The organism is Methylobacterium sp. Leaf85, from assembly GCF_001422125.1.
In the GTDB taxonomy this organism is placed as follows: domain Bacteria; phylum Pseudomonadota; class Alphaproteobacteria; order Rhizobiales; family Beijerinckiaceae; genus Methylobacterium; species Methylobacterium bullatum.
Genome location: NZ_LMME01000015.1, coordinates 25,378 through 40,113, shown reverse-complemented (window position 1 = coordinate 40,113; position 14,736 = coordinate 25,378). Strand labels below are relative to the sequence as shown.

The following is a 14,736-nucleotide window of genomic DNA, read 5'->3' as shown; positions in this document are numbered from 1 at the left end:
AGACCCGACCCGAGGTGACCGCCCGTCACCGACACCGCGTCGATCATCTCCTGACGCACAGCGTCCGCCACCGCCTGAAGCTGGCTCTCGGGAAGCGCACGAAGAGCAGACGTCTCGTCAAGCCCGTCGAGGATCGAGGTTTCTATCCGTGACAATGGCTCACTCACTTCTTTGAATCTGATATCGGATCGACAGGGCGCCCCACCTGCCGCTATCGGCTTCGGGCAGGGGCCGACGATCCTGGTGATGACAACGTTCCGCGCCGCGAGGTCGTCGCGCACTATAACGCCACTATCGGTCAATACCACGCCGACGTTGCAGAGCCGCTGACCGCTTCCCAAGCTTTTGAGCGTTCGAACGGCCACGGGAGTTAAGGATTTGCGGCCGATCGATCAATGTCGAAGAATGGCTTTTCCGCCATCGACGACTTCGCTGCGAGCCGAGATGAACTGCTTTCGCCGCCTGTCCGCACTACTGTCGATGGGGCTCCTGGCCTGTGTGACGCTTTGTCCTGAACCCTTAGTGGCCTCGCCGCTCTCGATCCCGGCGGCCGTCCTCGAATTGAGGCTGCCCTGCGACAGGCTCGACGGCTGCCGGAATCCCGGCTCGTCGCAGCAACCCGACCGCCGGGTCGAGCCGTTCGGCGGCACACTCGGCCGGCCCTGCGCCTATCGCTGGCGGCCGACGCCCTCGGGCACGCGCAAGGTGCGGATCTGCCATTGAGCATTCCGGTTCGGCGGAACGGGCGGCGCTCGGCTGCGGCATGCCTCCTCCTCGTCGGGCTGGCGTGGCCGGCGAGCGAGGGCGAGGCGGGGTTTGCCTGCGCCTCGATCTTCGCGAACGGACAGGAGCCGGTTCTCGTCAACCGTAAGCTCGCCCGCGAGACGACGAGCCTTTGCTACGAAGCCTTCGCGGTGCTGCATTCGGGCGTGTCGCGCACCCCCGTCTACGCTTCCGAACTCCTGACGCGGGCGAGCGTCGCCAAAGCGCGGACCGTCGACCGGACGGATTCCTTCCACGAGGAGGACCGCCTGCCGAATTCCGTCCGCGCCCGGCTCGACGACTACGTCCGGAGCGGGTTCGACCGAGGTCACATGGCGCCGGCCGGAGACATGCCGAGCGCGGCGGCCCAGGCCGAATCGTTCAGTCTCGCCAACGTCGTGCCCCAGGATCGTACCCTGAACCGGGGCCTGTGGGCGGCGATCGAGGAGAGTGTCCGCCGCCTCGCGGTCGCGCGGGGGCGCCTCTTCGTGGTCACCGGGACGATCTATGCGGGCAGCACCATCGATTCCCTCGACGGCCGCGTCCTCGTGCCCACCTCCCTGTTCAAGGCGGTCTACGATCCCGGGCGGAGGGAGGCGGCGGCCTATCTCGTGGCGAACCGTGCCGATGCCGAATGGCGGTCGGTCCCCCTCGGCGAACTGACCACCCTGTCGGGCATCGACGTCTTTCCCGGCCTCGTCGCGACGGCGATGGACCTGCCCGAGCCGCGCACCTATTCCAGGGGCGACACGGCCGGCGAGCGTCCGAAAGGGCGCATGCGCGAGGAACCGGGATTCGGCGAATGGGCGCTCGCAGCGCTTCACCGCATCGCGCGGCGCCTCCTCCGCGAGGTGCTGAGGTCGATCTTCTGACGATGCGGGGAAGACGGACATGAAGACGACGGCCGAGACGGACGCGACTCCCCCGACCTTCACGCCCTTCGCGGACGACGCCACCGTGGAGACCATCGGGGGGCTCTCCGTGGAGAACGGGTCGGGGTCGATCGCCGTTCACGGCAGCCTCGACCTGCCGCGCGACAGGATGGGACTGGATCGCGCACGCAAGCTCAAGGCGGTCGCCGACGCGATCGTGGCCGCGCTCGAAGCCAGCGACCTGCCGGACGAGGCGCCGCGCGCCGCATCGAACTCCCGGACGGTCGAGAACCCGTTCGCGTGATCCGACGACGGGGCGGGCTCGGAAAGAGCGGCCGTCGCCCGCTCCCGCAGCATACCCGTTCTTGCCGCTGACCCGCCGCCCTGATACTTCCAGCCATCGTCCGACGCGGTGCGGTTTCGAGGACGGCTCGCCGCCGTTCGACGCCGCCGCACGCGGGACGGCCCGGGCAGGCCGGAGCAACGCGCGCCGCTTTTCATGGCGCGCGACCTCCGCGGCAAGGCCCACCCACGCCATTTCCGGCGGCCGATCCAGCGCCCCCGCGCCAAGCCGCCTCGCAACAGTCAAGGATACCGGACGCTCATGGCGCGCGAATTCATCTACCACATGAAGGGTCTCACCAAGACCTATACCGGCGGCAAGAAGATCTTAGACAACGTCAACCTGTCGTTCTATCCGGACGCCAAGATCGGCGTGCTCGGCATCAACGGCTCGGGCAAGTCGACCCTGCTCAAGATCATGGCCGGCATCGACACCGAGTGGACCGGCGAGGGCTTCGTCGCCCAGGGCGCCCGCGTCGGCTACCTCCCGCAGGAGCCGCAGCTCGATCCGAACAAGTCGGTGCGCGAGAACGTGATGGAGGGCGTCGCCGAGAAGCAGGCGCTGCTCGACCGCTACAACGAACTCGCCATGAACTATTCCGAGGAGACGGCGGACGAGATGACCGCCCTCCAGGATCAGATCGAAGCCAAGGACCTGTGGGAACTCGACTCGAAGGTCAATCAGGCCATGGAGGCGCTGGGCTGCCCCAGCGACGAGCAGCCCGTCGCCACCCTGTCGGGCGGCGAGCGCCGCCGCGTGGCGCTCTGCAAGCTGCTGCTCTGGGAGCCGGAACTGCTGCTTCTCGACGAGCCCACCAACCATCTCGACGCCGAGACGGTGAACTGGCTCGAAGGCCACCTGAAGCAATATCCCGGCGCGATCCTGATCGTGACCCACGATCGCTACTTCCTCGACAACGTCACCGGCTGGATCCTCGAGCTCGACCGCACCCGCGGCTACCCCTACGAGGGCAACTACTCGGCCTGGCTGATCCAGAAGCAGAAGCGCCTCGCCCAGGAAGGCCGCGAGGACATGGCCCGCCAGCGCGCCATCAACCGCGAGCAGGAATGGATCTCGGCCTCGCCCAAGGCGCGCCAGTCGAAGTCAAAGGCCCGCATCACCCGCTACGACGAGCTGGTGGCCAAGCAGAACGACAAGATCGACGCTTCGGCCCAGATCGTCATCCCCATCGACGAGCGGCTCGGCAACAACGTCATCGAGTTCGACCACCTCAACAAGGCGTTCGGCGACCGGCTGCTGATCGAGGACCTGTCGTTCAAGCTGCCGCCCGGCGGCATCGTCGGCGTCATCGGGCCGAACGGCGCCGGCAAGACCACGTTGTTCAAGATGATCACCGGCCAGGAGAAGCCCGACGGCGGCACCATCTCCGTCGGCGAGACCGTGCATCTCGGCTATGTCGACCAGTCGCGCGACGCCCTCGATCCCGGCGCAACGGTCTGGCAGGAGGTCTCGGGCGGCAACGACATCATCTATTTCAACAAGCGCGAGATCAATTCCCGCGCCTATTGCGCGGCTTTCGCCTTCAAGGGTTCCGACCAGCAGAAGAAGGTCGGCACGCTGTCGGGCGGTGAGCGTAACCGCGTGCACTTGGCCCGCACGCTGAAGGGCGGCGCCAACGTGCTGCTCCTCGACGAGCCCACCAACGATCTCGACATGGAGACCCTGCGGGCGCTCGAAGAGGCGCTGGAGGATTATGCCGGCTGCGCCGTGATCATCAGCCACGATCGCTGGTTCCTGAACCGCATCGCGACCCACATCCTCGCCTTCGAGGGCGAGAGCCATGTGGAATGGTTCGAGGGCAACTTCTCGGATTACGAGGAGGACAAGAAGCGCCGCCTCGGCGCCGATTCCCTCATGCCGAAGAAGATCAAGTACAAGAAGTTCTCGCGCTGACGACGCGGCCCGGTCCAAGACCGGGCCGTTTTCGTATGGCCGGCCCATGGCGGGGCGAGAGGCCGAGGCAACGATGCCGCACCGGATCGAGTGGGTAGCGGCATCGTTCTTGCCAGGCCGCCCTCCAGAACTTCGCCCGGCCTTCGCATAGACCGGCACGATTTCGGCAGGAGGCTCAGCGTTGAAGCAAAGATGATCGAAACGTTACCGATCTCGATGCCTTCACATTCTCGCCCCGCAGAACGGAATTTCTAAGCGGCGCAGCCGCCGTATCGATGGAGATCGGCAGACGACGCTCGTTTCTACGTTAGGGTGTGGCTCGCGGGTCATAGGCGAGCCGTGGGGGAGGGGCTAATTTGACCTCAAGGTCAGCCCCCACGGACATCCTCATCATGATCGCGAAGCTTCTTCTCGCCGGCACCGCCTCCGTTCTTCTGGCCGGCGCCGCTTCGGCCGCGGACCTTCCGCGCCGCGCCGCCCCCCCGCCGGTCTTCTCGCCCGTCCCGGTCTTCACTTGGACCGGCTTCTACCTCGGCACCCATAGCTCCTACGCCTGGAGCGACAATCAGACGATCCGCACCACCGGCAACAACGGCCCCGGCAGCGGGTTCACCAACACCCAGCTGAACGTCGCCCAGAACCGTCGTCCCGGCACCTTCCGATCCGAGCAGGACGGTATCGGCAATGTCGGCGGTGGCATCGGCTACAACTACCAGCTCACCCCCGGCTCGGGCTTCGTGATCGGCGTCAACGCCGACGTGACGTGGACCGACATCAGCAAGAGCTACGCTTATTTCGGCCCGGCCCTCGCCGCCAATGCCGGCATTCCCGATCCGAGCAACCTGCGCCAGCGCCTCGACTATCTCGGCACCGTCCAGGGGCGCATCGGCTACGCCTTCGACACGGTCCTCGTCTACGGCACCGGCGGCTTCGCCTACGGCAACGTCAATTACGGCGCCAACTTCTTCAATGGTGCCGGCACCCTGGCCTATGCCGGCCGCTACAACGACATGGAGACCGGCTACGCCTATGGCGGCGGCATCGAGTGGGCGATTCCCACCGACAGCTTCCTCAACCGTTTCAACTTCATCGGCAGCTTCATCGGCGCCAGCGCCATCACGCTGAAGGCCGAGTACCTGCATTACGACCTCGGCAGCCGCAGCGTGCTCGTGAACGCCACTGGCCTCACCGCCGCAACCGGTTCCTACACCTCGCGGTTTAACACCGAGGGCAACCTCATCAAGGCCGGCTTCAACTACAAGTTCGGCGGCCTCTGAAGTCACCGCCTGCCGGAGCGCATTGCGCTGCCCGGCATGCCAATTCGACGGTCAACGACATGGCTCGATCCTCCGGATCGGGCCATGTTCGTTTGGAAACAAGGCCATGATGCCGCCGTGCCGGCCCGGGTGTAGCGCAATGGCGATGGCGGCCGTTCGAGACCGCTTCTCCAGCCATTCGGTGGGTCGCGCAGCCTATCGGCCGACCTGTCCCGCAAAGCCGCCCGCGCGATCTGTTTGCGACACGTGCTCAGGCCTTCGCATTCACGCCCAGCGCGGCCCGCAAGTCGGCGCTGTCGATGAGCTTTCGCCCTTGGCTGGCCAGGCGCGCCAGCAGGGCGCGGTCCGGGAAGTGGCAATAGGGCAGGGGCTCCGGCGTGATCCCCTCCTTCAGCGTGTCGGATGCGATCTCGTCCAGCACCCGGTCGAGGAGGATGCGCCCCCGCTCGTGCAGCAGGATCGCGGCACGGGTGGCGGTGGTGCCGGACGGCAGGTCCGATGCTTCCTGCGCGAGGATCGCCCCCGCGTCGATGGCGGGCGTCAGGCGATGGATCGTGACTCCGAAGGCGGGATTCTCTTCCGCCAGCGCGTGGATCGTCGGCACCGGCCCACGATGGCGCGGCAGCAGGCCGGGATGGAGGTTGAGTCCCCCGAGCGGCGCCAATGCCAGTGTCGCGGCGGAAAAGATCTGGTCGAAATGAAACGCGACGATGAGATCCGGAGCATGGGCCTCGAAGGCCCGGGCCGCGTCCGGTCCGTTGACGTCGTCTATCCGCAGGGTCGGAATACCGAGCGTTCGGCACAACGCCTTGAGCGGTGTCGCCGTGGTCGCGTCTCCGGCCCCGGTCAAGCGCCTCAGCAGCCCCGATGCCGGAGCCAGCAGATCGGGAAGGCCGAAATTCACCGCGAGATAGGGCAGGAAGGCCGGGCCGGAGCGGGCGAGGTGTCGCCGGACCTGACCACTTAAGCCGCCGGAACTCGGACGCTCGGCATTCGACAGGCCGACAAAAGCGATATCCTCGGCGTGATCCCGCACGAACCGGCGTACGGCACGGGCATTCGGCAGGGCCTCCAGCGCGAACAGGGCGATGCGCGGGCGGGTCATCGTTTGTTGCGTCCGACCTTGAACCGGAAGCCGCGCATGGAGCGGCGGCGCAGGCCCTCCGGCAGCAGGGCCGATCCGCGCGCCAGGGAGGCGAGGGGCTCGGGAAAGGCGATGATGTCGAGATCGCGCGCGAGGCCGCGCGCGATGCGGGCGGCCGCCTCCTCGGCGCTCATCTCCATCGGGCGCCAGCCCTCGTAATCCCCGCCCATGGTGGTCTTCACATAGCCGGGCGTCACCACGTTCATCTTGACGCCTCGGGGGGCGAGCTTGGCGCGCAAGGCCAGGCCATGCGCGAGCAGTGCCGCCTTGGTGCCGCTATAGGCCGGCGCGTCGGGCAGGGGCGCGAAGGCGGCGAGCGACGAGACCAGGGCGATCTGGCCGCTGCCACGCGCCAGCATCAGGGTGACGCAAGGCAGGGCGACGTTCAGGGCACCGTTGAGATTCACGTCCACGGTCTCGAACGCCATCGCCTCGGTCTCGATCTCTCCGCCGGGATGGCCGCCATTGATGCCGGCATTGACGATGACGAGATCGAGGGGCGCGGCCGCGTGGGTTTCGCGCAGCCATTCGGCCACGGCCGGCCTGTCGCGCACGTCGAGGGAACGGGTCGACACGGTTGCGCCGAGATCGCGGCACGCGGCGGCGACGGCATTCAGCCTGTCGATGCCGCGCGCATTGAGAACGAGGTGTGTGCCGGGCGCGGCGTAATGCCGGGCAAGGGCCGCGCCGATACCGCTCGAGGCACCGGTGATGAGGATGACGGGCATGGGCCTGTTCTAGAGCATCATTCCGGCAAACGGGAACCCGCTCTGGGAGGAGATCATGCCGTACCGAGAACGGGACGCAGCGGCCTGCCCGGAATGAACTGAGGCGCGGCGATCGCTCAGTAGACGGGAGCGAGTTCCGGGGTTCTCGTCGAGCGTTCGCGGATCGCCTGTGCCGCCGCCAGGGCCGGGGCCGGAAGCCTGGATTCCAGCCGCAGGACGCTGCCGGCCACAGCCCGGTCGATGGACGGGCGGGAGAAGAAGCCGCCATTCACCTGGGTCCGGTGAAGGACGACACGGCGGAAATCCCCCATCAGCGCCATGTCCGGTGCTTCGGGCTTCGTCCAGAACGTGTCGAGGCCGCCCTGATGGGTCAGGCCGGGCAGGTTGTAGATCGCCTCGCCCGCGGCGACGGTCGGACGTCCGAGTTCGAGGGACAGCATCCCGACTGTGCTGTTCACGAGCACCACGCCCCGGCTGCCGGCGATGAGCTTGGGCAGGTCGCCGCCATCGATGAAATCGAGCCGCTCGTCCACACCGTGGCGCCGGGCGGAGTTACGGGCGTGCTTGCGCCAGTTCACCAGTCCACTGTCGAGCGGGTGGAGCTTGATCAGCAGTCTCGAGCTCTCGGACGCATGGGCGGCAAAGGATGCGATGACGCGATCCATGAACCCTTCCACCCCGAGGAAGGGCGAGTGGACACGGATCTGATAGTCGCTGTCGAGTTGCAGCGGCAGCAGGAAGTACTCCTCCTTGCGCGCCGCATAGATCTCGTTGAGCTCCCGTGCCTGGCGCCGCGTGCGGCTCCGGCCGGCGAACTTCTTGATCCAACCTACATATTCGGCCGCCACATGAATCGGCCGATGGCTACGGAAATGCGGGAAGAAGTAGGGAAACCCGATATTGGCGATGTTGTAGGCCACGTCCCAAAGGCTGCGGCGGGCCATGTCGCCGCTCGCCGGCATCGCGCGACCGGGCCGCGGCAGGCGGCGGGCGATGGCGCGGATCTCGTCCGCACAGCGGGGCAGCGAGGAATGGCCGTTGACGCCGCCGAGCTCACACGTGATCCAGTTCGGCCGCAGGTAACCTTCTTCGAACACATGGATGCGGATGCCGAAGGGCTCGGCTGCTTCGCGCGCGGCGACATGATAAGGACGGCAATCGCCGAACAGGACAATATCCGTCACGCCGTGCTGGACGATGTAGTCGGCGATGTAGGCGTCCCAGCCCTCGCGGGGGCCACGATAATTGTCAGAGCCGAGGCGCCAGAACAACCAGTCGCCCGAGGAGAAATTGATACGTCGCACCTGATGGCCGCGCTTGAGCAGCGCCTGACCCAGATCGGCGAAGAACGGCGAGGCGATCCCCTGCAGAAACAGGAAGGTCGCCGGCCTCTCGCGCGTGATGTCTACGCGTGTCGGCAACATGCGGAAGTGCTTGCTCCTGCGCCCTAGGCGGGCGTGTCGAATGGGCACGTACGTCACCCTCATCGCATGAATGGTGCAACGCGGCAACTGCGTAGCACGGCCTCGTCGATGGAATTCCTGGGGGCGTGATGTGTCGGCAACAAGGCGCCTTGTCGACCCCGTCGAACCCCGACACCGATGGCCCGTCGCGAGGCGAGATCGGATCGCCTGTGGGCGCGGATCGTCGTATGGGTGCCCCTCCCGAGCCGGATCAGCGATTGCCGTTGCCCCATCTTTCGACGCCACCTGCCTCGGCCGCATCGATAGCGACAGGATCGCTACTCACCGCGAGCCGGCCCGTCCGGGCCCTGCGGGCTGAGATCGAATCCGTGACAGGCCTCCGTTTCGGCCGGGTCTGGACGCCGGGGACGATCGGCGTGGTCTGGGGCCGGGGCGGCCTCACGGCGTCGATCCTGCGGCTTGCCGGTCGCGCGATTCTCACCGTCGAACCGGGCCCCCTGCTCAGCCCCTACGATTCGCCGGCGAAGGGACTTTCGACCCTGCGTCTGACGCTCGACGGCGCGCCGTTCGGGGGAGAGGCCGGGATCCACGCATTCGACCCATGGACGCGGAGACCGATTTCGCTCGGGGAATGCCGCGACAAGGTGGCATGGCTGGAAGGCCGGTTCCGGGACAATTCCCGCCCCACCGTCCTCGTCGGCATCTCGCGCTGGAAGCGGCCGGCCCTCGATGTCTTCGTCGGCGGCCCGTCCGGCAAGCCCGTCCATGCCATGAACGCCGAGGATGCCGTGGCGAAGGCCAGGGCCGGAAATGCCCGCATCCTCGCCTGGGCGACGCGGATGCCTGAACGACTGCCGGCGCTCTGCGCGGAACAGGGCATTCCCCTCGCGCGGATCGAGGATGGGTTCCTACGCTCGGTCGGCCTCGGGGCGAGCCTGCAGCCGGGCGCCTCCATCGTGGTGGACGACAGCGGCATCTATTACGATCCCCGCACCGAAAGCCGCCTCTCGCGCATCCTCAAGACCGAGGATTTTCCGCCCGAACTCGTGGCCCGGGCATCGGCCCTGCGCCGACTCGTAGTGGAACGGCGCCTAACGAAATACAATGTCGGCCTGTCCGGAGACGCATCGGGTTGGCCCGAGGACCGGCGCATCGTGCTGGTGCCGGGCCAGGTCGAGGACGATGCCTCGGTACGGCACGGCTCGCCGCATGTCCGCTCGAATCTCGAACTCCTGCGCGCGGCCCGCGCCCGCAATCCGACGGACTTCCTCCTCTACAAGCCGCATCCCGACGTGGAGGCCGGGTTCCGGCCGGGCGCGATCCCGGAGGCCGAAGTTCTGGCCCTGGCCGACCGGATCGTGGCCGGCCTCTCCATCGTCGATCTCCTCGACCGGGCGCACCATGTGGAGACGATGACCTCGCTGGCGGGGTTCGAGGCCCTGATCCGGGGCTTGAGCGTGGCGGTCCATGGCCGCCCCTTCTACGCCGGCTGGGGGCTGACCGAGGACATCGCGCCGGGCGCCGACAAGGGGCGGCGGCTCGCCCTCGACGAACTCGTGGCAGGCGCGCTCCTCGTCTACCCGCTCTATCTCGACCCCGTGGCGATGAAGCCGTGCACGCCCGAACAGCTCCTCAACCGGCTGAGCGAGAGCCGCGAAGCGGCGGCGCCATCGAAGCTCGCCCTCAGCCGCCGGGCACAGATCGTCATGCGCCTGCGCTACGCCGTGCTGAACCCCATCGTCCGCCTGATCCGGGCGCGGCGGGGGATCGGCAAAGGTGGCGACAAGGCATGACGATCCCCGCCGCTCTCGCCATGGCACTGATCGGCTCCCTCGCCATCGAGGCGTGGGACGGTGCGGGTCGCCGGCCCATCGGCCGTCGTCCCGCCGAATTGGCCCTGCGCCTTGCCGGCTACGCGCTGCTCACGGCTTTCTGGTTCTGCTTCTCGTGGCGTCCCTGGCTCGCGGCCTTCTCCTGCCTTCTCACCGTCGCGATCCTCGTCGTCGTCAGCCGGTTGAAACAGGCAGTGATCGGCGAGCCGCTGGTCTTCAGCGATTTCGCCCTGCTGCGGCAGGTGCCGCGCCATCCAGACCTCTACTATACGCGGCCGCTCACAGACCCGCACATGGCCATCCCCCTCGGGGCGAGCCTCGCCTTCGTCGCCCTGTGGTACTGGATCGAGTCCACGGCGCTGCCAGAAGAGCCGAGCGTCGCCCTCGTCGCCCTCATCGGATTGCCATGCCTCCTGGTCGGGCTGGCCTCTTCGCTTGGCACCGGACGTCCGGCGCAGTGGCTCGCGGCCCGGTTTCCCCGGCCCGATCTCGATGCGGATTGCGCGCGCTATGGGCTGCCGGCCACGATCATCGCCTATGCCCTGCGCTGGAGACGCGAACCACCGCCGCCGGAGGCAGGCGACGACATCTCGCTCTGCCAGTCCGGCCCGGCGCCGGTGGTCGTCGTCGTCCAGCTCGAATCCTTCGTCGACCCGACGCGGCTCGGCGGGCCGGCCCTGCCGCTCATGGAGACGATCCGGACCCGCGCCTCGCGCCACGGCCGGCTGACGGTCCCGGCCCACGGCGCCTATACGATGCGGACGGAACATGCGGTGCTCACCGGAAGAGAGCCCGACAGCCTCGGATTCGGACGCTACGATCCCTATCTCAGCAACGGCGGCGACGAGCCGGCGAGCATCGCCCGGCGGGCGTTGCGGGCGGGATACGCGACCGTCTTCGTGCATCCCTTCCACCGCGATTTCTTCCATCGTGCCGAGGTGATGCGGCGGTTCGGCTTCGCGCGCCTCGTGATGGAGGAGGATTTTGCCGGTGCCCCGCGCATTGGGCCGTATATCGGCGACGAGGCCCTGGCGGCGCGCATCCTCGCGGAGGTCGAGGCAGCGACGACACCCGTCTTCGTCTTCGCCGTGACCATGGAGAACCATGGGCCGTGGAAGCCCGGCCGGCTCGACGGCATCGACGATCCGCTGGCGCAGTATCTCCACCACGTCGCCCATACCGCCCGGGCCATGGAGACCCTGATCGCCGGCCTCGAGGGGCGCGATGCGATCCTATGCGTCTATGGCGATCACGCCCCGTCCCTGCCCACCTGCCGGCCGGGCTTCGGCGACACGACCACGGACTATGCCGTTTTCGGGTTCGGAACCTTCCGTGACGGTCCACAGCGGGTCGATTCCACCGCCCCCGAGCTCGGCCGTTTCCTCCGGTCACTCATCAAGGGGTGATCGGCAGAGCGACCGGGATCGGCTATCGCCTCACCATCGTGCTGACACGAACGTGACCGAGGCGGACCCGCGCATCGTTCCGACAATGGGATAGTGGAACGATCGTTAAACGATCGAAGAGATTTGGCGCTATCAAGAGTGGACCGTTCGTGACGACCGGCCTCGCACCGGCCGGCACGGCTGGCGACCGAGACCGGCGCTGACGGACGGTTCGTATCCGCCGACCGACACGTGATCCGACAAGACACTCGTCGTGGGGGCGGGTCTGAGGAGAGTTCGATGTTACCCAAAGCCACGCTGGCCATCGCCATCGCCGTCACGGTGTCGGGCTGCAACGCCTTCCTGCCCGCCGCCGGTCCGTCGACCTCCGCCGTGGTGGAAGGAAGCGATCAGGCGACGAGCGAGGGGACCTTCGCCCGCTATGAGTTCATCGAGGTGAACTCCGCCGTGGTGGAGGCCTTGCGCGGACGCCCCCTCGACAGCCTGCTGTCCTCGTTCGGTGACGGACGCATGCCCTCGGAACCGGTGATCGGGATCGGTGACGCGGTCGCCGTTTCGGTGTTCGAAGCTGGCTCGGGGGGCCTCTATTCCGGTCCGCTCACGGTCAACTCGATGTCCGCGGGCTCGAAGGCGGCGCAGCTGCCCGAGCAGATCGTCTCGCGGGACGGGGCCATCTCGGTGCCCTATGCCGGCCGGATCAAAGTCGCGGGGCGCCGTGCCCAGGACGTCCAGGCGCTGATCGAGACCGAGCTCGCCGGCAAGGCGATCCAGCCGCAGGTCATCGTCACCGTGAGCCGGCCGGTCTCGCAATCCGTCACCGTCGGGGGTGAGGCGGTGGGCGGCGCCCGCGTCCCGCTCGGCACCCAGGGCGATCGTATCCTCGATGTCATCGCCACGGCCGGCGGCGTGAAAGCCCCGGTCAGCGAGACCTTCGTGCGCCTGTCGCGCAACGGCAGGACGGCAACGGTGCCGCTGACCACCGTGGTGTCGAACCCCAAAGAGAACATCTACCTGCGCCCCAACGACAACCTCACCCTGGTGCGCGATCCCCAGACCTTCCTGGCCATCGGAGCACTGGGCACCTCCAACGAGATTCCGTTCCAGGCCGAGGGCATCACCCTGGCGCAGGCGCTGGCCAAGGCGCGCGGCCAGAGCGACGCCGATGCCGACCCCACCGGCACCTTCCTGTTCCGCTTCGAGCCCGCTCCGGTGGTGCGCCGCCTGAAGCCCGGAAGCCCGCTCCTCGGCACGCCGCTCGTGCCGGTGGTCTATCGCTTCGACATGCGCGACCCCAACAGCCTGTTCCTCACCCAGGCCTTCCGCATGCGCAACCGCGACATGATCTACGTGTCGAACGCGCCGTTCACCGAGGTCAAGAAGGTCCTCTCGGTCTTCGCCGCGGCGTCCCAGCCGATCACCACCGGCGTCCGCGTGGGCGGCGCTTTCTGAAGGGTGAGCCCCGTAGGGGCAGGACGGCGGATCGCTCGATCGTTACGCGCTGCCCTCGCGATACGGGGGCTTCCGCGTCGCGCCATCCGGCCGATGGTGCCGGCCTCAGGATCACACTCGTCGCGGGTGATGCCGCGCCGCCTGCCCGGCCAAGCCGGCCAGGATGCTCTCAGGGCTTGCCGCGCTTGGCCATGAGCTGCTCGATCAGCGAGCCGCCCTTCTCGATCTCGGCGAGTTCCTCGGCCACGGCCGCCACGGTCTCGCGGATCTGCTCGGGCGTATGCTCGGAGGTGATGAAGAAGCGCAGGCGCGACGAGCGCTCGGGCACCGCCGGGTGGATGATCGGCTGCACGTTGATGCCGCGCTTGTACAGGCGGTCCGACAGGGTCACCGATTTCAGCGAATCCCCGACGATGACGGGAATGACGGCGAGGCCGAGGCTCGTGCCGGTATCGAGCCCGTGCTTCCTGGCGCAGGACAGGAACAGGTGGCCGTTCTGGCGCAGGCGCTCGACCCGGTGCGGCTCCGCATGCATCAGGGCGAGTGAGGCTTCGGCGGCGGCGGCCAGCGGCGGGGACAGGCCGACGCTATAGATGAAGCCGCCGGCGGTGCATTTGAGATACTCGATCAGCGCGGCCGGCCCGGCGATGTAGCCGCCGCAGGAGGACAGCGTCTTCGACAGGGTGCCCATCCAGATGTCGACGAGGCGCGGATCGACGTCGCAATGCTCGGCGAGGCCGATCCCGCTCCGGCCGAGGACGCCGAGGCCATGGGCGTCGTCCACCATCAACCAGGCGTCGTAGCGCTGCTTCAGGGCAATGAGGCCGGCGAGATCCGGCGCATCGCCGTCCATGCTGTAGAGACCCTCCACCACGATCAGCGCGCGGCGGTGCTCGTGCCGGGTGGCACCGAGCAGGGTCTCCAGGGCGTCGAGATCGTTATGGGCGAAGGAGCGGCGCTGGGCGCCCGAGAGTTGCGCCCCGGTGACGATGCTGTTGTGGCTCAAGGCGTCGTGGAAGATCACGTCGCCGGGTTCGAGCAGGGCGCCGATGGTCGTGACGTTGGTGGCGTGCCCGCTCACCATCACCACGCAGGCTTCCGTCTCGTAATGCTCGGCCAGCGCCTGTTCGAGGCTGAGATGTCCGGGCCGCTCGCCCGCGACGATCCGGCTCGCCGAGGCCGACGTGCCGTACTCGTCGATGGCGCGGCGCGCCGCCTCGCTCACATCCGGGTGCCCGTTGAGCCCGAGGTAATCGTAGGACGAGAAATTGATGAAGCCCTTGCCGGCGATGCGCGTGGTGGCGCCGGCCTTGGTCTCGTGGACCCGGAAGAACGGATTGCCGAGGCCGATCAAGTCGGCGGCCGAACGCTGCAGCCGCAATTCCCGGTAACCGGGCAGGGACTCGAACTTCTGCACCGAGGCGTCCGTCGTCTTCGCCTCCGGGCGCGGGGCGGCCTGACGGCTGGCGTTGCGGCCGAGGCGATTGGTGACGAAGCCCGCGAGTGCCGCGCGGCCACCGTCGGGACGGGGTGGGTTGGACATACGGATAGGGTCTTCCGGTTGCGGATCACGAGGGCTGGCTCG

At 67.7% G+C, this 14,736-nt stretch carries 13 protein-coding genes; 8 read left to right on the top strand and 5 right to left on the bottom strand.

Going from position 1 to position 14,736, the window contains the following annotated elements:
• The coding region (locus ASF08_RS24725) for a 1-deoxy-D-xylulose-5-phosphate synthase N-terminal domain-containing protein (RefSeq protein WP_443136819.1) at positions 1–281 on the bottom strand (281 nt) is incomplete at its 3' end.
• A gap of 241 nt (positions 282–522) precedes the next feature.
• Between ASF08_RS24725 and ASF08_RS11330 the strand changes: the two genes are divergently transcribed.
• From ASF08_RS11330 to ASF08_RS11310, 5 genes are all read left to right on the top strand, one after another.
• Positions 523–723 carry a hypothetical protein gene (locus tag ASF08_RS11330; protein ID WP_056145130.1) on the top strand — a complete coding sequence of 67 codons (201 nt, stop codon included), beginning with the start codon at positions 523–525 and terminating at the stop codon, positions 721–723.
• On the top strand, positions 720–1,634 hold the full coding sequence (locus ASF08_RS11325; RefSeq protein WP_056145127.1) for a DNA/RNA non-specific endonuclease: 915 nt from the start codon (positions 720–722) through the stop codon (positions 1,632–1,634). The genes ASF08_RS11330 and ASF08_RS11325 overlap by 4 nt, the downstream gene beginning before the upstream one ends.
• Before the next feature lie 19 nt (positions 1,635–1,653).
• Positions 1,654–1,938, top strand: coding sequence for a hypothetical protein (locus tag ASF08_RS11320; RefSeq protein WP_056145121.1), 285 nt, complete (start codon positions 1,654–1,656; stop codon positions 1,936–1,938).
• Positions 1,939–2,238: 300 nt separating this feature from the next.
• Positions 2,239–3,891 (top strand): energy-dependent translational throttle protein EttA, encoded by a 1,653-nt coding sequence (gene ettA, locus ASF08_RS11315; RefSeq protein ID WP_026176022.1) that lies wholly within the window; start codon positions 2,239–2,241, stop codon positions 3,889–3,891.
• Positions 3,892–4,283: 392 nt separating this feature from the next.
• Complete coding sequence (locus tag ASF08_RS11310) at positions 4,284–5,168, top strand: outer membrane protein (RefSeq protein ID WP_056145117.1); 885 nt, start codon at positions 4,284–4,286, stop codon at positions 5,166–5,168.
• A gap of 250 nt (positions 5,169–5,418) precedes the next feature.
• On the opposite strand, the gene ASF08_RS11305 is transcribed toward ASF08_RS11310, so the two are convergent.
• The 3 genes from ASF08_RS11305 to ASF08_RS11295 form a co-directional block, all read right to left on the bottom strand.
• Positions 5,419–6,273 carry a formyltransferase family protein gene (locus ASF08_RS11305; RefSeq protein WP_056145115.1) on the bottom strand — a complete coding sequence of 285 codons (855 nt, stop codon included), beginning with the start codon at positions 6,271–6,273 and terminating at the stop codon, positions 5,419–5,421.
• Positions 6,270–7,040, bottom strand: a complete 771-nt coding sequence (locus ASF08_RS11300) for an SDR family NAD(P)-dependent oxidoreductase (RefSeq protein WP_018044379.1) — start codon at positions 7,038–7,040, stop codon at positions 6,270–6,272. The genes ASF08_RS11305 and ASF08_RS11300 overlap by 4 nt, the downstream gene beginning before the upstream one ends.
• A 116-nt stretch (positions 7,041–7,156) precedes the next feature.
• The gene (locus tag ASF08_RS11295) at positions 7,157–8,464 is read right to left on the bottom strand and encodes a capsule biosynthesis protein (protein ID WP_056145112.1); all 1,308 of its coding nucleotides are present in this window, start codon (positions 8,462–8,464) and stop codon (positions 7,157–7,159) included.
• Between the two features lie 302 nt (positions 8,465–8,766).
• On the opposite strand from ASF08_RS11295, the gene ASF08_RS11290 reads away from it, so the two are divergent.
• From ASF08_RS11290 to ASF08_RS11280, 3 genes are all read left to right on the top strand, one after another.
• A complete protein-coding gene (locus tag ASF08_RS11290) occupies positions 8,767–10,257 on the top strand; it encodes a capsular polysaccharide export protein, LipB/KpsS family (RefSeq protein WP_056145137.1) in 1,491 nt (496 codons plus the stop codon).
• A complete protein-coding gene (locus ASF08_RS11285; RefSeq protein WP_056145108.1) occupies positions 10,254–11,702 on the top strand; it encodes an LTA synthase family protein in 1,449 nt (482 codons plus the stop codon). The genes ASF08_RS11290 and ASF08_RS11285 overlap by 4 nt, the downstream gene beginning before the upstream one ends.
• A 279-nt stretch (positions 11,703–11,981) precedes the next feature.
• Positions 11,982–13,151 (top strand): polysaccharide biosynthesis/export family protein, encoded by a 1,170-nt coding sequence (locus ASF08_RS11280; RefSeq protein ID WP_018044376.1) that lies wholly within the window; start codon positions 11,982–11,984, stop codon positions 13,149–13,151.
• Positions 13,152–13,320: 169 nt separating this feature from the next.
• On the opposite strand, the gene ASF08_RS11275 is transcribed toward ASF08_RS11280, so the two are convergent.
• Positions 13,321–14,694: an aminotransferase class I/II-fold pyridoxal phosphate-dependent enzyme gene (locus ASF08_RS11275; protein ID WP_018044375.1), complete on the bottom strand. Its 1,374-nt coding sequence runs from the start codon at positions 14,692–14,694 to the stop codon at positions 13,321–13,323.
• Between the last annotated feature and the right edge of the window lie 42 nt (positions 14,695–14,736).

What these genes read in the sequence shown, in the direction of transcription:
- ASF08_RS11310 (WP_056145117.1), top strand. Translation starts at nt 4,284, where the DNA reads ATGATCGCGAAGCTTCTTCTCGCCGGCACCGCCTCCGTTCTTCTGGCC.
- ASF08_RS11300 (WP_018044379.1), bottom strand. Translation starts at nt 7,040, where the DNA reads ATGCCCGTCATCCTCATCACCGGTGCCTCGAGCGGTATCGGCGCGGCC.
- ASF08_RS11295 (WP_056145112.1), bottom strand. Translation starts at nt 8,464, where the DNA reads ATGTTGCCGACACGCGTAGACATCACGCGCGAGAGGCCGGCGACCTTC.
- ASF08_RS11275 (WP_018044375.1), bottom strand. Translation starts at nt 14,694, where the DNA reads ATGTCCAACCCACCCCGTCCCGACGGTGGCCGCGCGGCACTCGCGGGC.
- ettA (WP_026176022.1), top strand. Translation starts at nt 2,239, where the DNA reads ATGGCGCGCGAATTCATCTACCACATGAAGGGTCTCACCAAGACCTAT.
- ASF08_RS11305 (WP_056145115.1), bottom strand. Translation starts at nt 6,273, where the DNA reads ATGACCCGCCCGCGCATCGCCCTGTTCGCGCTGGAGGCCCTGCCGAAT.
- ASF08_RS11285 (WP_056145108.1), top strand. Translation starts at nt 10,254, where the DNA reads ATGACGATCCCCGCCGCTCTCGCCATGGCACTGATCGGCTCCCTCGCC.
- ASF08_RS11320 (WP_056145121.1), top strand. Translation starts at nt 1,654, where the DNA reads ATGAAGACGACGGCCGAGACGGACGCGACTCCCCCGACCTTCACGCCC.
- ASF08_RS11280 (WP_018044376.1), top strand. Translation starts at nt 11,982, where the DNA reads ATGTTACCCAAAGCCACGCTGGCCATCGCCATCGCCGTCACGGTGTCG.